Raw genomic sequence first — 21,302 nt, forward strand, 5'->3', positions numbered from 1 at the left:
AAAATCAAGTTTTCTAAGGGCCCTTATATGTACGAACGGAATAGTGATCAGATGTGTGACGCCAGTCACACCGACCCGCAGAGCATGATCTAACGCAGGAACGGTGTTAGAAAATTCCGGATATTTTTTTCCATTTCCTTGTCGAAATCTTGCATAATTATTTCTGTTTGATTGAAATAAAGGCGGTCACGTTCGTTCAAGGTTGCCTCTTCCGAAATGGATTTCTCGCGGCGGGCTTGCGCCAGTGCCAATCCTTTTGACCCGTTTATTGTGACCACCTGCAACTCAACATTTACGTTAAACTCATACGAAACCACCTGATCTTTCGTAAAAAGACCGGTTAAACCTGTTGTTTTTGGCAATTCTTTTTCAACAACACTGGCATCTTTGATAGTTAAGACAGCGTACGCATTGCTATTGCCTACGGCGCGCAGCCGGTCTTGCGACCAGCGCTGGATGGACTTGTCCAATTTTACTGGCAGCTCATGCTCAACATGCGGCGCTTTCAGCGGTGAGCGAAACTCATTGATCACCCGAATTTCACCAACATCCAGCTTGATAGGCGCCAGATGCTGAAACGTAATATCCGCATATTGCTGTTTTTCAGGAACCGACACACAAGAGACCAAAATCGCCCCCAGGACGCTCACGACAACAATACGAAAAACAGAAATTATGGCCATTATGTACCTCTTGGTCCTGAACTCACTTTAATCATTAATCAGTGTGAAGAAGAAAAAAGGCAATCCTATGATCCCTGATCGGCCCCAACAATATCAGACACTTTAAAGACATATTGCGCACTACAGAACTGACAATCGGTTTTAATAACGCCGTCATCCGCAAGATCTTCGACTTCGGTTGCACCGAAAGTCTGCAAGGTTCGGAAAAACCGCTCTTCACTACAACTGCATTTATCCTGCAAAATCTGGGGATCATGGAGCCAGACACCATCCTCATGAAACAACCGATAAAGAAGCTCTGGTGATCGCATATTCCGATCCGTCAATTCCTCAGACTGAACCGTACTCACAAGGGCCTCTGCATTTCGCCAGGCTTCATCATGGGCATCCTGATTAAAGATACGGCCATCTTCATTCGGAAGGCGCTGAATCATTAACCCGCCGGCCCGCCATTTACCATCGCGTTTTTCAACACTCGAAATAAGCTTTGTTTCCAGTTGCTCGGATTTATCAAAATAGTCTTCCATACACTGAGAGAGACTTTCCCCTTCCAGCGCGACAATCCCCTGATAGCGTTGATCCGTATCTTTTGCATCGATTGTAAAGGCGATATATCCCTTGCCCAGATACTGTTTGACCAGATCCGTTGACGGGACCCCTTCTGCCACTGCAAGCTTGTCAGGATCGAAGGCTGCATATCCGCGTAAATGACCAGGCGTGGTCATATCTGATGCCAGCATTGTAATGGCGCCGTCACTTTTCGTCTGAACCGTAAAAATACCCTCAAATTTCAGCGCCCCGCCAAGGACCGCTGACAAAACAAGCGCTTCCCCCAAAAACCGGGCAACGACCTCAGGGTAGTCGTGCCTGTTCAATATATCATCGACACATTTTCCAAGCCGGACGAGACGCCCGCGAACACCCGCTTCAGCCATCTGAAAAGGCTGAATGAGATCATCCGTTAAAATGACTGTATCCTGTTTGTCAGACATTGGTAGATCCTACCTGTACTATTCGCCGATTTTACCGAGGCACCAACGCAGCACGGCCTTTTGGGCGTGCAAACGATTTTCGGCTTCATCAAAAATTACCGATTGCGGACCATCCATCACAGCCGCAGTAGCCTCCTCCTCGCGATGCGCAGGGAGGCAATGCATGAATATGGCGTCTGTTGCCGCTTTTTCCATCAATTTTTCATCAATCTGAAAAGGCGCGAGCATATTGTGGCGATCGCCCGCATCATCCCCCATGGAAACCCAGGTATCTGTAACCAGACAATCTGCCCCTGCGGCAGCTTCTTCGGCGCTTTGAGTTACATAAACCGAAGCCCCCATTTCCTTGGCCCAGTCCAGCGCCCGTTGATCTGGTGTCAGCTCTTTCGGGCAGGCGATGCGAAATTCAAAGTCAAACTGGCCGGCCGCATGGATCCACGAAGTGACCATGTTATTGCCATCCCCGCTCCACGCCACAACCTTATTGGTAATCGGCCCTTTATGTTCTTCAAACGTCATAACATCGGCCATCAACTGGCAAGGATGACTGTTGTTGCTCAGACCATTAATGATCGGGATAGACGCATTCTCAGCCAATTCAATCAGTTTTGAATGATTGTCTGTTCGCAACATGATCGCATCTACAAAGCGGGACAGAACCTGTGCTGTATCCGCAATGGATTCGCCGCGTCCCAATTGCATGTCTGCGCTGTTCAGAACCATCGTGTCCCCGCCCAGCTGACGCATGGCCATATCGAAGGAAACACGGGTCCGTGTTGATGGAAACTCAAAAATCGCTGCCAGCGTATGCCCTTCAAGGGAACGTCCGGTATCTGCTGTGCCTTTAGGAAAACCCGCCCGCGCTTTTTTAACGGCGATGCCGTCATCAATCATCGCCCGCAGGTCACTTTTCGATACTTCATGCAAATCCAGAAAATGTGTTGGGTTCGTCATTAGGCCAGCTCCTCACAGGATTTTTCCAGTGCCGCAATAAATTCGTTTATCTGTTTTTCTTCAATGATGAGCGGAGGCAGCAATCGCACAACATTATCCCCCGCCTTTGCGGTTAGAACGCCGTGTTTTTGCAGCATGTTGATAAGTGTTCCGTTTTCAACCTTGCATTTCAGCCCCAAATGCAAACCGACCCCTCGCAACTCTTCCAGAACTGTTGGGAAACGATCGACCACACCGCTGAGGGACTGCTTCAGATGGCCTGAAATCCGGTTTACATGTTCCAGAAATCCATCTTCTGTCATGACATCGAAAACCGTCGTTGCCACGGCCATAGCAAGCGGATTCCCGCCATAGGTTGACCCATGACTGCCAACCGTCATGCATTTGGCGACTTTTTCCACCGCCAGGCAGGCTCCGACAGGGAACCCGTTCCCCAAGGCTTTGGCTGATGTCATGATATCCGGCTCAACGCCTGTTTGTTCGTATGCAAAAAGCGTCCCTGTCCTGCCCATGCCTGTTTGAATTTCGTCAAACATCAAAAGCAGTCCCTGCTCATCGCAAAGAGTGCGTAATGCTTTCAAAAAGGCAGGGTCCACAACTTTAATGCCACCTTCCCCGAGGATCGGCTCAATGATGATCCCGGCGGTCTCTGGCGTGATCGCAGCTTTAACCGCTTCGATATCACCAAGCTCGACATGATCATAACCGTCGGCAACCGGACCAAACCCTTCAAGCAGTTTGTCCTGCCCTGCGGCGGCGATCGTTGCCAGGGTGCGCCCATGAAAAGATTGATTAAAACCGATCACCCGGAATTTTTCAGGCTGCCCATTTGTGCTGAAATATTTACGGATCATTTTCAGACCGCATTCATTTGCTTCAGCCCCCGAGTTACAGAAATAGACGGCATCTGCAAAAGTCGCATCCACCATTTTCTGAGCCAGAATTTTCTGTTCCGGAATGGTAAACAGGTTTGCAACATGCATTAGCTTAGTTGCCTGTTCCTGAACTGTCTTGACGATCGCCGGATGGGCATGTCCCAGTGACGTAACCGCAATTCCGGCGTAAAAATCGAGATATCGTCGGCCATCATTTCCGATCAAGTACGCGCCCTCTCCTTTTTCAAAGGAAAGTTCTGCAGGGGCATAGTTTGATAACAAAGCGGGAATCATGTGCCTTCTCCACGACAAATCGACAAAATGTCATTTAGTGAATGGCTCCGAATCATCCTATTTGATGAATTGCCGGAGCCCAGAAAGCGCGGAAGTATTGACAGGCGGATCAATCCTGTCAATCAAACTCTGCTTTTGAAGGGCGTTTTCTATGCTTTTAGTTTAAAACCTTTGCGAAAAAGCAACCAAACGACAGCGTAGAGAAATAAATCCAGCAATCCGACGATTATTGCGCCTTGCACAAGAGAGCTGTCGGATGTGCCGATAAATCCATAGCGGAAACCATCAATCATGTAGAAAAAGGGATTAATATGACTGAGATCGTACCAGATGCCGCTCAATCGCTCGACCGAATAGAATGTCCCTGACAGAAATGAGAGCGGCATAATCACAAAATTTGTCACCGCAGCAATATGATCGAATTTGTCTGAAATGATGCCACCAATGATGCCAAGCAATGACAGCATCAAACCCGCTGCAATCAGGAAATACAAAATGGCTGGCAGGGAATGGATTTGAAGATCGATAAAGAACCACATGCACACGGTCACAACCAGCCCGACAACCATTCCCCGGGCAAGGCCGGACAACGCATAGGCAAGTGTCAGCTCAGAAGCCGAAAGCGGTGGCATCAAGACATCCACAATATTCCCTTGCACTTTAGCAATCACCAGTGAAGAAGATGTATTCGCAAAAGCATTTTGTATGACCGACATCATAATGAGGCCTGGCGCCAGGAAATTGGCAAAACTGACGGCGCCGTCATAGCGTTCGCCATTACCAAAAGCGAGCGTGAAGATGGCCAGAAACAGCATAGTGGTCATCATTGGAGCAAAAACGGTTTGCAGGGGAACCTTGAGGAACCGTTTAATTTCCTTCGAAAGGAGCGTATAAAGACCCAGCCAGTTTAAAAAAGCGGCGCGACCTGTTACCGGCCGATCAGCATTTGAAAGGGTGGTCTGATTTTCTGTTGTGCGGATTGTCATGGGCCTTTAAATATTCCCTATAGACAAAAGGTGCAAGCTATCCTTGTCACAGTTTTTGTGAAAATTGGAACAATCAAGCATATAGACACCATCATTACGACAGGTTGGAGAAGGTTATGTCCGTTAAAATATTACACAATCCAAGATGCAGCAAATCCCGCCAAACACTCGAACTTATTCGGGAAAAAGGGATTGAGCCGCTGGTCATCGAATATTTAAAAACCCCGCCAACCAAACAGGAATTGACTGAAATTCTGTCAAAGCTTGGTATTAAACCCCGGGATTTAATGCGCAAAGGGGAAGCCGAATACAAAGAAAACAGCCTTTCAGATCCCTCTCTTAGCGATGATCAGCTTATTGACGCAATGGTCGCAGTTCCCAAATTGATTGAGCGCCCCATTGTTCTTAACGGGGACAAAGTGCGCATTGGTCGCCCGCCTGAATCTGTCCTTGAAATTCTATAAAAGAAACGGCTCAGACATTGGCGGACACAACAGACGATCTCGTCATCGGCCTGCGAGCAGGTAACCGGGCGGCCCTGGCACGCGCCATAACCCTTGTTGAAAATAACGGCAAGGGAACCGGCGACCTGCTGCAAAAGCTGGCGCCCTCTCTTGGACACTCGATGGTTGTTGGCTTCACCGGGGCCCCGGGGGCTGGCAAATCGACGTTGGTTGGCGCGTATGTCAGGGAATTGCGAAGCCGGGGGAAATCTGTTGGTGTGATTGCGGTCGACCCGTCCAGCCCGTTAAGCGGCGGCGCCGTTCTTGGCGATCGCATTCGGATGAGTGAACACGCGACCGATCCCGACGTTTTTGTGCGTAGCCTCGCTTCTCGCGGACATTTAGGAGGTCTGAGCCGATCAGCGTCCCATGTGATCGACATAATGGATTCTTTCGGCAAGGACGTTATTGTTCTGGAGACTGTGGGAGCAGGTCAGTCTGAGGTTGAGGTGGCCGATATTGCCGATGTCAAAGTGGTGGTTTGCGCGCCCGGCCTTGGAGATGATGTTCAAGCGATTAAAGCCGGTATTCTGGAGATTGCGGATATTCTTGTGGTCAACAAAGCGGATAATCCGCTGGCAGAGCGCACCGCCCGCCAGCTTGAAGCCCGGACGACCGGTGCGTTAAGCCGCAAAATCCCGGTCCTTAAAACGATTGCCGTGGAAAATCAGGGACTGGACCTATTATCGGAAGCGATTGAAACACAGCACCATTTACGAGATCACGCTCAGAAAGAAAAAGACCGGCCTCGCAAACTGCTTAAAACCACGACACTGGAATTTCTGTCGTCAAAACTGGACGAAGACAATCAAGCTCTTGATTTAATATCAGAAAAACTTGTGCGGGGGGAAATCAGCTTTGAAGAAGCGGCCCGTCAGTGCCTCGAAATAGCCTCCAAACAAGTGTGATCTACGCCTCTTTATGCGCATTTCTCAACTTCCAGCTTTTCATTGCAGCGCACAATATATAAGCTGTCGCACAAGCCAGGGCGCAAACACCCCGGAATGATAATAAAACATAAAGAGGAGATTTCTCATGGCAGAAGCCGTCATCGTTTCCACAGCAAGAACCCCCATTGGTAAAGCCTATCGCGGCGCCTTCAACAACACCCATGGCGCAGATCTGGGTGGCCATGTGATCAAGCATGCCGTCGAACGGGCTGGAATTGATCCCGCTGAAGTAGAAGACGTCTTAATGGGCGTTGCCAATCCAGAAGGCGCAGCAGGTGGCAATATTGCCCGGCAGGCCCTTTTGCGCGCCGGCCTTCCAATCACAACATCCGGTGCAACCGTCAATCGCTTTTGCTCCTCAGGATTGCAAACAATCTCAATGGCCGCTCAGCGCGTAATTGCAGACGGGGTTCCGGTAATGGTTGCCGGTGGTCTGGAAAGCATCAGCCTTGTTCAAAACGAACATATGAACCAGTTCCGCTATCAAAATGAATGGCTGGTCGCGAATAAACCTGCCATTTACGACCCAATGCTGAAAACAGCTGAAACTGTTGCAACACGGTATGGCATTTCTCGCGAAGCGCAGGACGAATATGGTTACCAAAGCCAGATGCGAACCGCAGCCGGCCAGGAAGCCGGCCGCTTCGACAAAGAAATCGTGCCAATGACCACCAAAAAACTGTTGGTCAACAAGGAAACTGGCGAAACACTTGAAGAAGAAGTGACCCTGACCAAAGACGAAGGCAATCGCCCAGAAACAACACTGGAAGGCTTGCAGAGCCTGAAACCTGTTATGGGTGAGGACTGCTTTATCACCGCCGGTAACGCAAGTCAGCTTTCTGACGGCGCTTCCGCCTGTGTTGTGATGGACTCAAAACTTGCCCAACAGCGCAATATCGAGCCACTCGGCACTTACCGCGGACTTGTCGTCGCTGGCTGTGAACCAGATGAAATGGGAATTGGTCCTGTCTACGCTATTCCAAAATTGCTGGAACGCAACGGTCTGAAAATGGATGACATTGGTCTTTGGGAACTCAACGAAGCCTTTGCTGTTCAGGTTCTGTATTGCCGTGACAAACTGGGCATTCCAAACGAACTGCTGAACGTTGATGGCGGCGCAATTTCCATCGGCCATCCCTACGGTATGTCCGGTGCCCGCATGACAGGCCACGCCTTGATTGAAGGAAAACGCCGCGGCGCAAAATATGTTGTGACAACAATGTGTATTGGCGGCGGAATGGGCGCAGCAGCCTTGTTTGAAGTCAACTAAGCAACGCACCAACCCATAAAACCGGCCCCGTTAAAAGGGCCGGTTTTTTGTGCCTTCACAGGAAATAATCGATCCTTGCGTCATCATAGGGTCGCCTGTTTTTGAACGCTTATCCCCTTCAGAAAAATTGCTTTAATGGCGGACATGCCCACTGATCGGCCCATGCCCTTTTGGGTAGGTAACAAACAAATCTTTGACGGCAAGGATCCTTCCTTCATTTTCCTAAAAACGCCAAAAAAATTTTAGTCGCTTGCCGGACCTTCCCCTTTTGTATTTCTTTATAGTTTTTTCATTATATTAGAGTACCTTAGCACGATGGCACAGGATTTTGAGGATACAGAAGGGGAGCTTGACCTGATCCCTTCTGATTTGGACGAGGCAACCCATGCGGAAATGCTGGCGCTTTACCGGGAAAGTACGCGAACCATGCTGTTTGCAAAAACCCGGCAATGGCGGACGCTGGGGGCGGCGTGCCTGTCCCATGCTGCGTTGGTAACAATCGGACATTTACTCGCCAAAGAAACTTTTCATCATCAGGCATTGGTCATTCTCTCATTTTTGATTTCTGCCATCAGTGTGTGCATTTTGGTCATCTATCAATTTTGGCAGCATACTGAAATGCAAAAGCTGCGCCGGATAACAGGTTTTCTATCCAGTTATTTTCAACATATCCGGCATATAAAATCCCGGAGTGAAGCAAACATTCACCGGTATATCCTGCTGGTAATCATGATTATTTCCATCGTCGTGTCGAATACGATTGCGTATATTGCCTACCTGCCATTACTGTCTGTTGGCACCCCGTAGCATCAGTATTTGGTAAATTTTTCTTTGTATCACTTCCCCATTACGCCCTATGACAAGAACCGTCAGGCGCTCTCCTTCTGCTGGTAAAACGCCTAATAATAAAAAACAGGGATCATGAATGCGCCCCGCACCAACAAAAAAAACGCTTGGCTATCTTGCCGCTTTCACAATTGTATTTCTTTGGTCCGGATGGATCGTGACCAGCCGTTTCGGCGCAACCTCGGCTCTTACCATTTATGATATTACCGCCATGCGATACGGCATATCCGGACTGATCGTTCTTCCGATCGCTTTTTATTTTAAGCCATGGCGAGGTTTGACAATCCGGCGGATTGCCGCCGTTTCTTTGTTCTCCGGCTTTCCTTACACACTCGTGGTCTATCAAGCCTTCACATTGGCCCCCGCCGCCCATGGTGGGGTCTTTATGAACGGGGTTCTGCCGGCCATTACGGTGGGGCTTGGCTGGCTTTGGTTTAAAGATAAGCCGCACCGGGTTCAAATAGGAGGAACCGTCTTGATCATCATCGGGGCCTCGGTGACATTGTTTGGCAGCGATACCAATCAAATGGATACCAGTTGGCAGGGCGACCTGCTGTTTATGCTCGGGGGCTTATGCTTCGCCCTTTACATGGTAATGACCCGGCTTTGGTCGCTTACGGCTACCCAGGTTCTATTCTGCTCCTCGGTTGTGAACGGGGTAATTTTTACGCCCCTCTGGTTTTTCTTCCTGCCAAGTGGGCTTTCCGAAGCAAGTGCTCTGGATATTGGTTTGCAGGCCCTGTATCAGGGAATATTGGCAACATTGTTCGGTATGGTCATCGTGGCCTTTGCTGTCCGTCATATCGGTGCGCCGCCAACCGCTGCTTTTATGTCAGGCGTGCCTGCCATTGCGGCCTTTCTCGGGGTTCTTCTATTGGGGGAAGAATTTGGCCTGATGGGCTGGATCAGTATTCTCATTCTGACGCCCGGAGTGTTGATGACAGCCCTTTGGAACAGCCATACACCCACACAGAAAACCTGAATAAGTCCAATAAAAAGCCCCGGCAAACTGTCCGGGGCAATCCATCATTTTTAATCTGTGAAGTCCCTAGCGAGTAGGTGTCGGAACATCGGTCGTGTAATCGTAAAAACCACGGCCGGTTTTTTGGCCCAGCCAACCTGCTTCAACATATTTCACAAGAAGCGGGCAAGGACGGTATTTCGTATCCGCCAACCCTTCATACAGAACCTGCATGATCGAGAGGCACACATCCAGACCGATAAAGTCCGCCAATTGTAACGGCCCCATTGGGTGATTTGCACCCAGACGCATCCCGGAATCAATTGCCTGAACAGATCCCACACCTTCATACAGTGTATAAATCGCCTCGTTGATCATCGGAAGAAGGATCCGGTTCACAATAAAGGCAGGGAAATCTTCTGCCGGTGTTGGGGTTTTGCCCAGTTTAGCCGTCAATTCGCGAATGATCGAAAAAGTTTCCTCACTTGTCGCAATTCCGCGAATAAGTTCGACAAGTTTCATGACCGGCACAGGGTTCATGAAATGCATGCCCATGAACTGCGCCGGACGATCAGTGACCGCGGCAAGCCGGGTCACTGAAATCGAGGATGTATTGGTCGCGATAATTGCCTCTGGCTTCAGCTGCGGTCCGAGAGGAGCAAGAATGGCTTTCTTGATTTCCTCATTTTCGGTGGCCGCTTCGATGACCAGATCAATTTCCGAAAGATATGTATCGTCCAAGACCGGAGATATCCGACCGAGCGCCGCTAGCATATCTCCTTCATCAAGCTTACCGCGGGCAACCTGCCGCTGCATATTCTCTTCAATAACCTTCAGACCTTTGTCCAGTTGATCCTGGGAAATGTCTTTCAAGAATACGTCGAGACCAGCAATGGCCATCACATGGGCAATACCATTGCCCATCTGACCCGCTCCGATAACGCCTACTTTTTTAATCATGCTTGCTGTCCTGTCACATCCAATTCAAACGGATCATGCGCCGGAATTATCGCTATTACAACCCATTAAAGGGCTTCTTCCAATTCAGGCAGAGCCTTGAAGAGATCTGCAACAAGACCATAATCAGCCACCTGGAAAATAGGGGCTTCTTCGTCTTTGTTGATCGCAACGATCACTTTACTGTCTTTCATACCGGCCAAATGCTGGATCGCACCGGAAATACCAACAGCAATATACAGCTCAGGCGCCACAACTTTACCGGTCTGACCAACCTGATAGTCATTGGGAACAAACCCGGCATCAACCGCGGCGCGACTTGCACCAACAGCAGCACCCAGTTTATCTGCAACAGCTTCGATCAATGGGAAGTTATCGCCAGACTGCATACCCCGACCACCAGAGATCACGATCTTGGCAGCGGTCAGTTCAGGGCGCTCGGATTTAGAAAGCTCTGCACCCACAAATGTGGCAAGACCACTATCTGCTGCAGCTGAACCATTTTCAACCGTTGCAGACCCACCTTCAGCAGCCGCAGCAGCGAAAGCAGTTGTCCGGACGGTAATTACCTTCTTGGCATCGGATGACTGAACCGTCGCCATCGCGTTACCCGCGTAGATCGGACGGACAAAAGTGTCAGCAGAGACAACGGCTGTGATTTCTGAAATCTGAGCCACGTCCAACAAAGCTGCAACACGCGGCAAAATATTTTTGCCGGATGTGGTTGCAGGGGCAACAACAGCATCGTAATCAGCGGCAAGGCTAACGATCAGATCAGCTGTATTTTCTGCAAGCGCATTTGCGTATGCAGCGTCGTCAACAAGAACAACCTTTGCAACACCCGCAACTTTCGCAGCTTCGTCTGCAACAGCAGCACATCCACTACCGGCAACCAAAATATGCACATCGCCGCCCAATTCAGCGGCAGCTGTAACAGCGTTCAGGGTCGCCGCGCCCAATGCGGCGTTATCATGATCCGCAAATACAAGAACAGTCATTAGATAACTCCCGCTTCATTTTTGAGTTTCTCTACCAGTTCAGCAACGCTTTCGACCATAACACCGGCTTCGCGTTTTGCTGGCTCTTCGACTTTCAGTGTCGTCAACCGCAGGCCAACATCTACACCAAGATCCGCAACTGATTTTTCATCAATCGGTTTTTTCTTGGCTTTCATGATGTTTGGAAGAGAGGCATAACGAGGCTCGTTCAGGCGCAGATCTGTCGTAACAACAGCAGGCATCTTCAGATCAACGGTTTGCAGACCGCCATCAATTTCCCGGGTTACCTTGACAGAGCCTTCGCCCAGATCAACTTCAGATGCAAACGTGCCCTGAGACCAACCGAGAAGCGCGGACAGCATCTGACCGGTCTGGTTGCTATCATCATCGATAGCCTGTTTACCAACAATAATAAGATCGGGTTTTTCTTCCTCGGCAACCGCTTTGATCAGCTTGGCAACACCGAGAGGTTCAACCTCATCATCGGTTTTCACCAGGATACCGCGATCAGCACCCATCGCAAGTGCGGTGCGAATGGTTTCCTGAGCCGCTTGCGGGCCAACAGAAACGGCAATAACTTCAGTTGCTTTGCCAGCTTCTTTTAAACGGAGGGCTTCTTCAACGGCAATTTCGTCGAAGGGATTCATAGACATTTTAACGTTTGCTAGGTCTACACCTGTGTTGTCCGCTTTAACACGGATCTTCACATTGTAGTCTACGACACGCTTTACAGCGACGAGAACTTTCATGGATCGGTTATCTCCCAAGCCAAATTTACCCTTCGGTCCTGTTAGTCTTTCACAAACCAACATCCGTTAAGGGGGGGTTTTACGGTTATTTCGGCGGTGCACAATAATTAGCAAATGACAATCTGTCAAATTACTGACGCTGCCTTTTTATTCATTGGCCCCGACAGTACTTTTAACGGACATTTCAAGCCTGTAAAGACTATCTATTTTCTCCCGGAACCCAAAGAACGTCCTTTGTCCCTTTTTCATTGTTATAGCGGGCCAAAACAAACAAAAGATCAGAAAGTCTATTCACATAACCTATTGAAATACTGTTTATATTTTCAATTTCTGAAAGTGAAACCATTCTACGCTCTGCCCTGCGACAAACTGTCCGGGCATGATGAAGATGCGCTGAAAGCGCCGATCCTCCGGGAAGAATAAACGAATTCAGAGGGGCCAAGTCGGAATTTAGCGAATCAATTTCCTGCTCAAGCCGATCGATCTGGACCTGAACCATCCGCAGAGGTGGATATTTGGGATTCTCGACTTCAGGGGTGCAAAGGTCCGCCCCCAAATCAAACAAATCATTCTGAATTCGGCTCAACAACCGATCCATGTCGCCATCCGCGTGAAGGCGTGCAAGGCCAATGACAGCGTTAAGTTCATCCACATCACCGTAGGCATCCACGCGAACGCTATCTTTGGTAACACGCTCACCAGAGCCGAGAGACGTTTGCCCCTTGTCCCCACCGCGGGTATAAATTTTCGTAAGTTTCACCATTTTATTTTTTATCCACCGGACGATTTCAGCCAAATGCTGATCATGATGAGAAGGATCGCCAGCGCCTGAAACGCAATTCTCCAGCGCATCAAAATATTACTGGTGCTTCGATTGTTATCTTTCTTGCGGCCAAGGTTTAGTATACCCAGCAGAACAACAAGTGCGGTGGCAGCGAAGGCTGCGATTATAAAATAGTCAAGCATAGGGGTTCGAATAGCATATTATCCGGCCCCGACCAAGAACAACGCAGACAAAAAGGACAGCGGTCACAGAATGAAGTTTGATATTGTTATTATTGGCGGCGGGGTTATCGGATCAGCGATTGCGTATTTTCTATCTGCTCAGGCCCCAGCTTCTGTTAAAATAGCCGTGATCGAAAAAGACCCGAGCTATCAGGAAGGCTCCACAGCCCGCTCTGCCGGTGGTATTCGCCAGCAATTCTCCACGCCGGAAAATATTCGAATTTCGCAATTTGCGACCCAATTTCTCCGCACCATCAACGACCATCTGAGTGTAAATGACGATCCTGTCGATGTGTCTTTTCAGGAAAAAGGGTACCTTTTTCTGGCGCAGGATCATCAAATTCCAGTTCTATATGGCAACCATCAGGTCCAAACCCGTGAAAATGTACCTGTTCAACTGCTTGATCCGGAAGACCTTGCCCGCGTCTATCCGTGGATGACGGTATCCGATCTGGCCGGAGGATCGATCAGCGCAGAAGGAGAGGGCTGGCTTGATGCCTATAGTTTAAATCAGGCATTTCGTAAAAAAGCGATCTCTCAAGGGGTCCAGTATATCCGGGATACGGCACAGGGTTTACTGCGTCAGGGCCAGAAAATTGACGCGGTGCTGCTTGAAAATACTGGGGCCGTTCACTGTGGAACTGTTGTAAATGCTGCAGGCCCTCATGCTGCCACGATTGCCGAATGGGCAGGCATATCGTTAAATGTACGGCCTAGAAAACGGTTCATCTATTCTTTTACCTGCCGAACAGTGATTGAAAACTGCCCCCTGACAATTGATCCAAGCGGCGTTTATTTCCGCCCAGAAGGTCATCAGTTTATTACAGGCTGCTCACCCGCGCCGGAAAACGATCCTGATTGTCTGGATTTCAACATCGATTATGGCTGGTTTGAAGAACATATCTGGCCCATTCTGGCGCACCGGGTACCCGCCTTTGAAGCCATTAAACTGGAGAATGCCTGGGCCGGACATTATGCCTATAATATATTGGATCAAAATGCCGTCCTCGGCCGTCACCCTGACGTTCAGAATTTTATCTTTGCCAATGGGTTTTCCGGCCATGGGTTGCAACAGGCCCCTGCTGTAGGGCGCGCCCTCTCGGAACTTATTTTACATGGCCAGTACCAAACACTTAATCTTGACCGTTTTTCCTATCAACGTATGGTAGAAGAAAAACCGCTTTCTGAAATAAACGTCGTTTAAAGGATACCTTCAATGCCCATGATCCGCGTTGAAATGTTTGCTGGCCGGTCTGCCGAACAGAAAAAGACATTGATAAAATCACTCACTAAGGCAACATCAGAAGCAATCGGTGTTTCCGTAGCCAGCATTGATGTCGTGATTACAGAAGTCGCAAAAGAAAACTGGGGATTAGGCGGCGAACCTGCCAACGAAAAATTCCCGGACTGACCATCTAAACCAGCAGGGATTTTATTGAGGAAATGGGAAAAGAATTTTTAAACCTCATGCTCTCAATCGCTCGGCATTTTTCAAACCAAAACTGCCCCCGGATGGCAACTGCGCTCAGCTTTCAAACTCTTCTTGCCATTGCCCCGGTTGGTATTCTTGCGCTGTCGATGCTGACTTATGTGGATGCCTATTACAGTTTTCAGGAAGACCTGATTTTTTTCCTGTTTGAAAATTTACTGCCGGGTGCCATTTCTCAAGTCCATGACTTTTTACAGGATCTGATCCTGAACGCACAAAACCTGACCTATCTGGGTATCGCGGGTCTATCCATCACCGCCTTTTTGCTGCTTTCGAGCATTGAAACCGTTTTTTCGCAAATATGGCAGGTCAAAACAACACGGAACGTCTTTAAACGTTTTCTGGCCTATATGCTGATTACACTCCTTGGACCGATCGCACTGTCCACGAGCCTGACCCTCGCCAAATGGATCGCAACCCTGACGCAGGAAGCAAGTGGTGTGGACTTTACCTATCTGGTTTCCTATTTCCGTTTTCTGGTACCCTTTCTTGTTATTTTCATTGCCTTGTTTTTACTTTACCGGTTGGTTCCGGCAAGCAAAGTCAAATGGCGCCATGCCGCAATAGGCGCGGCGATCGCAGCGGCCCTGTTCATCCTGGGGAAGCATTTTTTTCGCCTCTACCTTCTATATTTTCCAAGTTATGAAGTCATCTACGGGGCGTTAGCCATTCTGCCCTTATTCCTGATATGGCTTTATTTCAGTTGGGCAATTGTCCTGCTAGGGGCCAGTGTAACCGCAGTACTTGGCTTTAATTATACCGGAAAAATGACCAAAAAAGGCGACACAGTCGATGTGGACAAACTTCCAAAAGCCAATTCATGACCCACGCCGAAACCCTGCGGAGCCTGATCCGCACAGATCCCCTTTGCATGACGGTTCTGAAAAATGCGCGTCAATTGACGCTAGCGGACTGGGCGATCGGTGCGGGTTTTATTCGAAACCGTGTTTGGGACCACCTGTATCACAAGGGCACGAGCCTTCCTGGTGATATTGATTTTTTATATTTTGACGCGTCTGATCTTTCTCCTGCCGCCGATAAGACAATTGAAAAAAGGATCCTGGCACAGGCTCCTGATTTTCCGTGGTCCGTCAAAAATCAGGCTCGTATGCACCTTAAAAATAAAGACGCGCCCTACAAAAATACGGCAAACGCAATTGCCCACTGGCTGGAAACCCCAACCGCTATTGCTGTCCGGCTTGAAACAGACGATCGCCTTACTATTCTGGCGCCGTTTGGGTTGGAAGATCTGTTCTCGGGAACTGTCAGGCCAACGCCTTCAGGACAGAAGAAAGCCGATCAGTATTCAGCGCGTCTTAAGGGGAAAAACTGGCAGGCCCGTTGGCCGGACCTTACCATCATCAAAGCGGCCTGAAGATCAGGCAGGAAAGACTTAATTTGAAAACTGGATATGGCCAACAGATTGGCCATATCCAGAAACAAGTATCAGTTCGCACCTTCAAGAAGACGGCGCGCAATAACCTGGGCCTGAATTTCGCCAGCCCCTTCAAAAATGTTCAGGATCCGGGCATCACAGAGAACCCGACTGATCGGATATTCCAATGCAAAACCGTTCCCGCCGTGAACCTGCAAGGCGTTATCGGCCGCCTGCCACGCGACACGCGCGCCCAGAAGCTTTGCCATTCCGGCTTCCAGATCACACCGCCGACCCTCGTCTTTCGCACGGGCCGACGCATAGGTTAATTGACGCGCCATCATGATCTCAACAGCCATCCAGGCCAGCTTACCTGCCACCCGGGGAAACTCAATAATCGGGCGGGAGAACTGAATACGGTCCAGCGAATAGCGAAGACCAAGCTCCATGGCGTTCTGGGCAACTCCCAGCGCACGCGCGGCAGTTTGAATACGGGCGCTTTCGAACGTCTGCATCAACTGCTTAAAGCCATTACCTTCCTCTTCGCCCAGAAGATTTTCTGCCTTTACCTCGAAGTTATCGAAGCCAAGTTCATATTCCTTCATTCCGCGATATCCAAGGACTTCAATTTCGCCTCCGGTCATCCCTTCCGTTGGAAAGTCCTCGTCTTCGGTCATATGCTGTTTTTCAGCAAGGAACATGGACAAGCCTTTATATCCGGGCTCATTGGGATTGGACCGCGCCAGCAACGTCATAACATCTGCACGGGCCGCGTGGGTGATCCAGGTTTTGTTACCGGTGATTTTATACACATCCCCGTCCTTCACGGCGCGGGTCCGCAAAGAGGCAAGGTCAGATCCCGTATTCGGTTCCGTGAAAACCGCTGTTGGCAAGATCTGACCGGTTGCGATCTGAGGCAGCCATTTGGATTTCTGTGCATCTGTACCGCCAGTCAGAATAAGTTCTGCCGCAATTTCAGAACGCGTACCCAAAGAACCCACACCGATGTAACCGCGTGACAATTCTTCCGACACCACACACATGGACATTTTTCCAAGGCCCAGGCCGTCATATTCTTCAGGCACGGTTAGTCCAAAAACACCCAGCTCGGACATCTGATCGACAACGCTGCGCGGAATAAGTTCATCTTTAAGATGCCATTCATGGGCGTAAGGAATAACCTCTTCATCCGCAAATCGGCGGAACTGATCCCGGATCATGGAATAGGTCTCGTCCAGACATGGATTTCCGAAATGGCCCGTATCCATCCCATCGGCGATCAAGCTTGCAATACGTTCCCGAACGGCAGGTGTATATCCTTCGGCCATTAAGGTCTTTACTGCGGCGGTTTTGAACGCGTCCACATGCTCAGATGCAACCCCCAAATCAAGAGGGCGAATAATTTCACCCAGCGTCATTGGGATACCACCTTCAAGCTGGTGAAGATATTCGGCAAAACCGGCCTGAAGCATCAACTGCTCCAATTCCCCAAGCTTGCCTTCCGCATTGAGCGCGCGCGACCATTTTAAGGTTTCTTTCAATGTCTCGACATAGGTAACAAGCCAGGCAAGACCATGGGTCGCATACTGGTTTTGTTCAACCAACTTGGCACTAATTCGGCCGTTTTCACCGCGGGTAAAAGAGGCGACAGACTGAATGGCTTGCTGTTTTAAAGTTTCAGCCGCATTCAAGGCCTGAGCGCATAGGTCATCCAACCCATCCAGAATGAGGGGCGTGTTCTGATCAGTCATAATATTCCAGTTACTGTTTTTCTTATTGTTTCATCTACCAAGAGAAACTGGAACGCCCTTAGGCGTTCCCTGCTTCGATTGCATCCTCAATGGTCCGCATACCAGGATACTTGGCAGATACCAGAACAGCCATGTTACCCGGTTTATGCTCGTTCTTCATCATTTTTGTATGTGCCCGCGGAATATCTTCCCACGCAAAAACTTCAGACATACAAGGATCGATACGCCGCTCAATAACCATGTTGTTGGCTTGTGCTGCCTGTTTCAGGTTCGCAAAGTGGCTACCCTGAATACGTTTCTGACGCATCCAGACAAACCGAGCATCCATTGTCAGATTGAAACCGGTTGTGCCTGCACAGAAGACAACCATGCCGCCCCGCTTCACAACATTACAGGATACTGGGAAGGTTTTCTCGCCAGGATGCTCAAAAACAAAATCAACATCGTTGCCTTTGCCTGTAATTTCCCAAATGGCTTTACCAAATTCACGGGTCTTTTTCATATAAGCGCCGAAACCGTCACCGTTCACTTCTGGAAGCTGCCCCCAGCAATCAAAATCATTCCGGTTAATAACGCCCTTGGCCCCCAAAGACATCACAAAGTCACGCTTTGATTCGTCTGAAATAACACCAATTGCATTTGCCCCTGCCGCGGCGCAAATCTGAATAGCCATGGATCCAAGGCCGCCAGACGCGCCCCAAACCAGAACATTGTGACCCGGACGCAGAATGTGAGGCCGATGGCCAAACAACATCCGATAAGCTGTTGCCAATGTCAGTGTGTAACAGGCGCTTTCTTCCCATGTCAGATGTTTTGGACGCGGCATCAACTGCCGATCCTGCACACGGGCGAACTGGGCGAATGAGCCATCGGGTGTTTCATATCCCCAGATCCGCTGGCTCGGTGAGAACATCGGATCGCCGCCGTTACATTCTTCGTCGTCACCATCATCCTGATTACAATGGACAACAACCTCATCACCGATCTTGAACCGGGTTACCTTGCTGCCAACCGCATAGACAACACCAGACGCATCAGAGCCAGCAATATGGTATGGCTGTTTGTGAACATCAAAAACAGAGATCGGCTCGCCGAGCGCAGCCCAGACACCGTTATAGTTGACCCCTGCCGCCATCACGAGGACCAGCACATCATGGCTGTCCAGTTCTGGCGTATCCACGACTTCTTCCAACATGGCGTCTTCAGGCTCGCCGTGACGATCCCGGCGAATTGCCCAGGCATACATTTTTGATGGAACATGTCCCAGCGGTGGAATTTCACCGACTTCATAAAGATCTTTCAACGGAGCCTCCGCATTTTTTTCGGAAGGTGAACTTGTTTTGGCAACTTCTTTAGCAGACATCACAACTTATCCTCAAACTAGTGTCAGCGCGCATAAGCGGTCCCAACTTTACGTCTTCGACGAAAACAATTCCGCAACGCATCATTTTTTTTCTCGCCAGATCTGCCTCCAGCGTCAATAATGGGGATGATTACTGACCTTAAGCGCGTTAGCAAGTTTTTTTTGCACTGCAAAACAAAGTTATGTTATTGCTTATGAAGTACCAAAAAAGAAACAAGCGTCCATTTTATTGAGTGAAGACGAAAGAATATTATGAGCGAAACTACGCCTACTCCCTCGGGAAACGCTCCGGAAGCCAAAAAAGACCGGCCATGGCTCTTTAGAACCTATTCAGGTCACTCCTCGGCCGAAGCCTCCAATGAGTTATATAAAACAAATCTCGGCAAAGGCCAGACAGGTCTTTCTGTTGCGTTCGATTTGCCCACCCAAACCGGATATGATTCGGATCATATCCTGGCAAAAGGGGAAGTAGGCAAGGTCGGCGTCCCCATCTGTCATCTGGGAGATATGCGCACCCTGTTTGACGGGATCCCGCTCGAAAAAATGAACACATCCATGACCATTAATGCCACTTCTGCTTGGTTATTGGCGCTTTATGTTGCCGTTGCTGAAGAGCAGGGTGCGGACAGAAGTGCTCTGCAAGGGACCGTTCAAAACGACATTATTAAAGAATATCTGTCCCGCGGGACGTACATTTTTCCGCCTGCGCCCAGTATGAAACTGATCACCGATGTTGTCAGTTTCACCTATCAGGATATGCCGAAATGGAACCCGACAAATGTCTGTTCCTATCACTTGCAGGAAGCTGGAGCGACACCGGTTCAGGAACTCTCCTTCGCACTTGCAACAGCGATTTCGGTTCTCGATGCTGTCCGTGATTCCGGACAGATCAGCGCGGCCGATTTTCCAGCGGCGACGGGCAGGATCAGTTTCTTTGTTAATGCCGGAATTCGGTTTATTACCGAAATGTGTAAAATGCGCGCGTTCGTTGATCTATGGGATGAGATCCTGCTCGAACGGTATCATGTGGAAAACGAAAAATTCCGGCGGTTCCGCTATGGTGTCCAGGTGAACTCACTCGGTCTGACCGAGCAGCAGCCGGAAAATAACGTTTATCGCATCCTTCTGGAAATGCTCGCGGTTGTCTTGTCCAAAAAAGCACGGGCCCGCGCCGTTCAGTTGCCTGCCTGGAACGAAGCCCTTGGATTACCCAGACCTTGGGATCAGCAATGGTCTCTTCGCCTGCAGCAGATTGTTGCTTTTGAAACGGACCTTCTGGAATATGGCGACATCTTTGAGGGCTCTGTTGAAATCGACAAAAAGGTTGAGGCCTTGAAAGCGGAAACACGCGAAGAACTTGCACGTATCGAAAAGATGGGCGGCGCCGTCAGTGCGGTGGAATCAGGATATCTAAAAGAATCACTGGTGCAATCCAACACCAACCGCGTTCAGTCGGTTATTTCAGGTGACATCCCGGTAATCGGCGTGAATAAATTTACGGAAAGCACCCCTTCTCCCCTTACGCAGGAAGGGGATGGCGGCATCATGACGGTCGATCCGAAAGTAGAAGCCGAACAGATCGCGCGCTTGCAGGAATGGAAGGCAAAACGCAATCAGGCTGAAGTCGACGACGCCCTTAGAGCGCTCAAAAATGCTGCGGTAAACGGCGACAATATTATGCCTGTCTCCATTGAAGCGGCAAAAGCAGGCGTCACAACCGGCGAATGGTCTGAGGCTTTAAGATCAATTTATGGCGAATATCGGGCACCAACCGGTGTCAGCGGGGCTATTTCAAATGCGGCAGGGGATGCCATTGACGCTGTGCGCGCTGAAGTATCCAAGGCAGCCGAGCAATTGGGTCGCCCCTTGAAAATTCTGGTCGGCAAACCGGGCTTGGATGGGCATTCAAATGGCGCCGAACAGATTGCGGTTGCCGCACGGGATAGCGGCATGGAAGTAGTCTATGAAGGCATTCGCCTGACCCCGGAACAAATTGTCAACGCCGCGCTTGAAGAATCGGTTCACCTCGTGGGCCTTTCCATCCTGTCCGGTTCCCACATTTCACTAGCCTGTGATGTGGTGGAACGCCTGAAAGAAGCGGGTTTATCGAACCTGCCGGTTGTCGTGGGCGGCATTATTCCACCCGAAGACGCTGCAGAATTAAAGTCTCGAGGCGTTGCTGCGGTCTACACCCCAAAAGACTTTGATATGCTCGGCATCATGTCAGACATGGTTGGCATCATTCTGTCCCATGACGAAACCGCATAAAAACGGTCAACAAGTATAGTCGGACCGGCTCTT

Annotated in this window: 22 protein-coding genes; 10 read left to right on the top strand and 12 right to left on the bottom strand. The window is 49.6% G+C overall.

The genetic code is table 11. The annotated features are described in order from the left end of the window. Window positions 1-89 precede the first annotated feature (89 nt). The 5 genes from ACJAYR_RS09280 to ACJAYR_RS09300 form a co-directional block, all read right to left on the bottom strand. The gene (locus ACJAYR_RS09280) at window positions 90-683 is read right to left on the bottom strand and encodes a hypothetical protein (protein WP_415236345.1); all 594 of its coding nucleotides are present in this window, start codon (window positions 681-683) and stop codon (window positions 90-92) included. Between the two features lie 65 nt (window positions 684-748). After that, window positions 749-1,675 (bottom strand): Hsp33 family molecular chaperone HslO, encoded by a 927-nt coding sequence (locus ACJAYR_RS09285; protein WP_415236346.1) that lies wholly within the window; start codon window positions 1,673-1,675, stop codon window positions 749-751. Between the two features lie 18 nt (window positions 1,676-1,693). Further along, window positions 1,694-2,629 carry an ornithine carbamoyltransferase gene (argF, locus tag ACJAYR_RS09290; RefSeq protein ID WP_415236347.1) on the bottom strand — a complete coding sequence of 312 codons (936 nt, stop codon included), beginning with the start codon at window positions 2,627-2,629 and terminating at the stop codon, window positions 1,694-1,696. Further along, window positions 2,629-3,798: an aspartate aminotransferase family protein gene (locus ACJAYR_RS09295; RefSeq protein WP_415236348.1), complete on the bottom strand. Its 1,170-nt coding sequence runs from the start codon at window positions 3,796-3,798 to the stop codon at window positions 2,629-2,631. Before ACJAYR_RS09295 ends, argF begins: the two co-directional genes overlap by 1 nt. Window positions 3,799-3,947: 149 nt before the next feature. Further along, entirely contained in the window at window positions 3,948-4,784 is an 837-nt protein-coding gene (locus ACJAYR_RS09300) for an ABC transporter permease (RefSeq protein ID WP_415236349.1), read from the bottom strand. 116 nt (window positions 4,785-4,900) lie between these two features. Here ACJAYR_RS09300 and arsC point away from each other — a divergent pair, with 116 nt between their 5' ends. The 5 genes from arsC (at window position 4,901) to ACJAYR_RS09325 (ending at window position 9,335) form a co-directional block, all read left to right on the top strand. Next, complete coding sequence (gene arsC, locus ACJAYR_RS09305) at window positions 4,901-5,248, top strand: arsenate reductase (glutaredoxin) (RefSeq protein WP_415236350.1); 348 nt, start codon at window positions 4,901-4,903, stop codon at window positions 5,246-5,248. Between the two features lie 17 nt (window positions 5,249-5,265). Next, on the top strand, window positions 5,266-6,195 hold the full coding sequence (gene meaB / locus ACJAYR_RS09310; protein WP_415236351.1) for a methylmalonyl Co-A mutase-associated GTPase MeaB: 930 nt from the start codon (window positions 5,266-5,268) through the stop codon (window positions 6,193-6,195). Between the two features lie 127 nt (window positions 6,196-6,322). Next, window positions 6,323-7,507: an acetyl-CoA C-acyltransferase gene (locus tag ACJAYR_RS09315; protein ID WP_415236352.1), complete on the top strand. Its 1,185-nt coding sequence runs from the start codon at window positions 6,323-6,325 to the stop codon at window positions 7,505-7,507. A gap of 315 nt (window positions 7,508-7,822) precedes the next feature. Beyond that, entirely contained in the window at window positions 7,823-8,314 is a 492-nt protein-coding gene (locus tag ACJAYR_RS09320) for a hypothetical protein (protein WP_415236353.1), read from the top strand. A 118-nt stretch (window positions 8,315-8,432) separates the two neighbouring features. Continuing rightward, window positions 8,433-9,335, top strand: a complete 903-nt coding sequence (locus tag ACJAYR_RS09325; protein ID WP_415236354.1) for a DMT family transporter — start codon at window positions 8,433-8,435, stop codon at window positions 9,333-9,335. A gap of 66 nt (window positions 9,336-9,401) precedes the next feature. Here ACJAYR_RS09325 and ACJAYR_RS09330 read toward each other — a convergent pair whose 3' ends face one another. The 5 genes from ACJAYR_RS09330 to ACJAYR_RS09350 form a co-directional block, all read right to left on the bottom strand. Continuing rightward, a complete protein-coding gene (locus ACJAYR_RS09330) occupies window positions 9,402-10,274 on the bottom strand; it encodes a 3-hydroxybutyryl-CoA dehydrogenase (RefSeq protein ID WP_415236355.1) in 873 nt (290 codons plus the stop codon). 65 nt (window positions 10,275-10,339) lie between these two features. Further along, window positions 10,340-11,269 (bottom strand): electron transfer flavoprotein subunit alpha/FixB family protein, encoded by a 930-nt coding sequence (locus ACJAYR_RS09335; RefSeq protein WP_415236356.1) that lies wholly within the window; start codon window positions 11,267-11,269, stop codon window positions 10,340-10,342. Further along, window positions 11,269-12,018, bottom strand: coding sequence for an electron transfer flavoprotein subunit beta/FixA family protein (locus ACJAYR_RS09340; RefSeq protein ID WP_169543432.1), 750 nt, complete (start codon window positions 12,016-12,018; stop codon window positions 11,269-11,271). The genes ACJAYR_RS09335 and ACJAYR_RS09340 overlap by 1 nt, the downstream gene beginning before the upstream one ends. Window positions 12,019-12,217: 199 nt before the next feature. Next, on the bottom strand, window positions 12,218-12,781 hold the full coding sequence (locus ACJAYR_RS09345; RefSeq protein ID WP_415236357.1) for a cob(I)yrinic acid a,c-diamide adenosyltransferase: 564 nt from the start codon (window positions 12,779-12,781) through the stop codon (window positions 12,218-12,220). 8 nt (window positions 12,782-12,789) lie between these two features. Continuing rightward, window positions 12,790-12,984 carry a twin transmembrane helix small protein gene (locus ACJAYR_RS09350; protein ID WP_415236358.1) on the bottom strand — a complete coding sequence of 65 codons (195 nt, stop codon included), beginning with the start codon at window positions 12,982-12,984 and terminating at the stop codon, window positions 12,790-12,792. 70 nt (window positions 12,985-13,054) lie between these two features. Here ACJAYR_RS09350 and ACJAYR_RS09355 point away from each other — a divergent pair, with 70 nt between their 5' ends. Genes ACJAYR_RS09355 through ACJAYR_RS09370 form a run of 4 tightly spaced genes read left to right on the top strand, consistent with a single transcriptional unit; the run spans window position 13,055 to window position 15,887 of the window. Then, entirely contained in the window at window positions 13,055-14,227 is a 1,173-nt protein-coding gene (locus ACJAYR_RS09355; RefSeq protein ID WP_415236359.1) for an NAD(P)/FAD-dependent oxidoreductase, read from the top strand. Window positions 14,228-14,239: 12 nt separating this feature from the next. After that, complete coding sequence (locus ACJAYR_RS09360; protein ID WP_415236360.1) at window positions 14,240-14,434, top strand: 2-hydroxymuconate tautomerase; 195 nt, start codon at window positions 14,240-14,242, stop codon at window positions 14,432-14,434. Between the two features lie 32 nt (window positions 14,435-14,466). Further along, window positions 14,467-15,336, top strand: a complete 870-nt coding sequence (locus ACJAYR_RS09365) for a YhjD/YihY/BrkB family envelope integrity protein (RefSeq protein WP_415236361.1) — start codon at window positions 14,467-14,469, stop codon at window positions 15,334-15,336. Further along, a complete protein-coding gene (locus ACJAYR_RS09370) occupies window positions 15,333-15,887 on the top strand; it encodes a nucleotidyltransferase family protein (RefSeq protein WP_415236362.1) in 555 nt (184 codons plus the stop codon). Before ACJAYR_RS09365 ends, ACJAYR_RS09370 begins: the two co-directional genes overlap by 4 nt. Before the next feature lie 71 nt (window positions 15,888-15,958). Here ACJAYR_RS09370 and ACJAYR_RS09375 read toward each other — a convergent pair whose 3' ends face one another. Together ACJAYR_RS09375 and ccrA are read right to left on the bottom strand one after the other, a co-directional pair. Beyond that, window positions 15,959-17,638: an acyl-CoA dehydrogenase family protein gene (locus ACJAYR_RS09375; protein WP_415236363.1), complete on the bottom strand. Its 1,680-nt coding sequence runs from the start codon at window positions 17,636-17,638 to the stop codon at window positions 15,959-15,961. A 58-nt stretch (window positions 17,639-17,696) separates the two neighbouring features. Continuing rightward, entirely contained in the window at window positions 17,697-19,001 is a 1,305-nt protein-coding gene (gene ccrA / locus ACJAYR_RS09380) for a crotonyl-CoA carboxylase/reductase (protein ID WP_169543440.1), read from the bottom strand. A 252-nt stretch (window positions 19,002-19,253) separates the two neighbouring features. Here ccrA and ACJAYR_RS09385 point away from each other — a divergent pair, with 252 nt between their 5' ends. Beyond that, window positions 19,254-21,269, top strand: a complete 2,016-nt coding sequence (locus tag ACJAYR_RS09385) for a protein meaA (RefSeq protein ID WP_415236364.1) — start codon at window positions 19,254-19,256, stop codon at window positions 21,267-21,269. Window positions 21,270-21,302: the final 33 nt, after the last annotated feature.

The organism is Sneathiella sp., assembly GCF_047631475.1.
Lineage (GTDB): Bacteria > Pseudomonadota > Alphaproteobacteria > Sneathiellales > Sneathiellaceae > Sneathiella.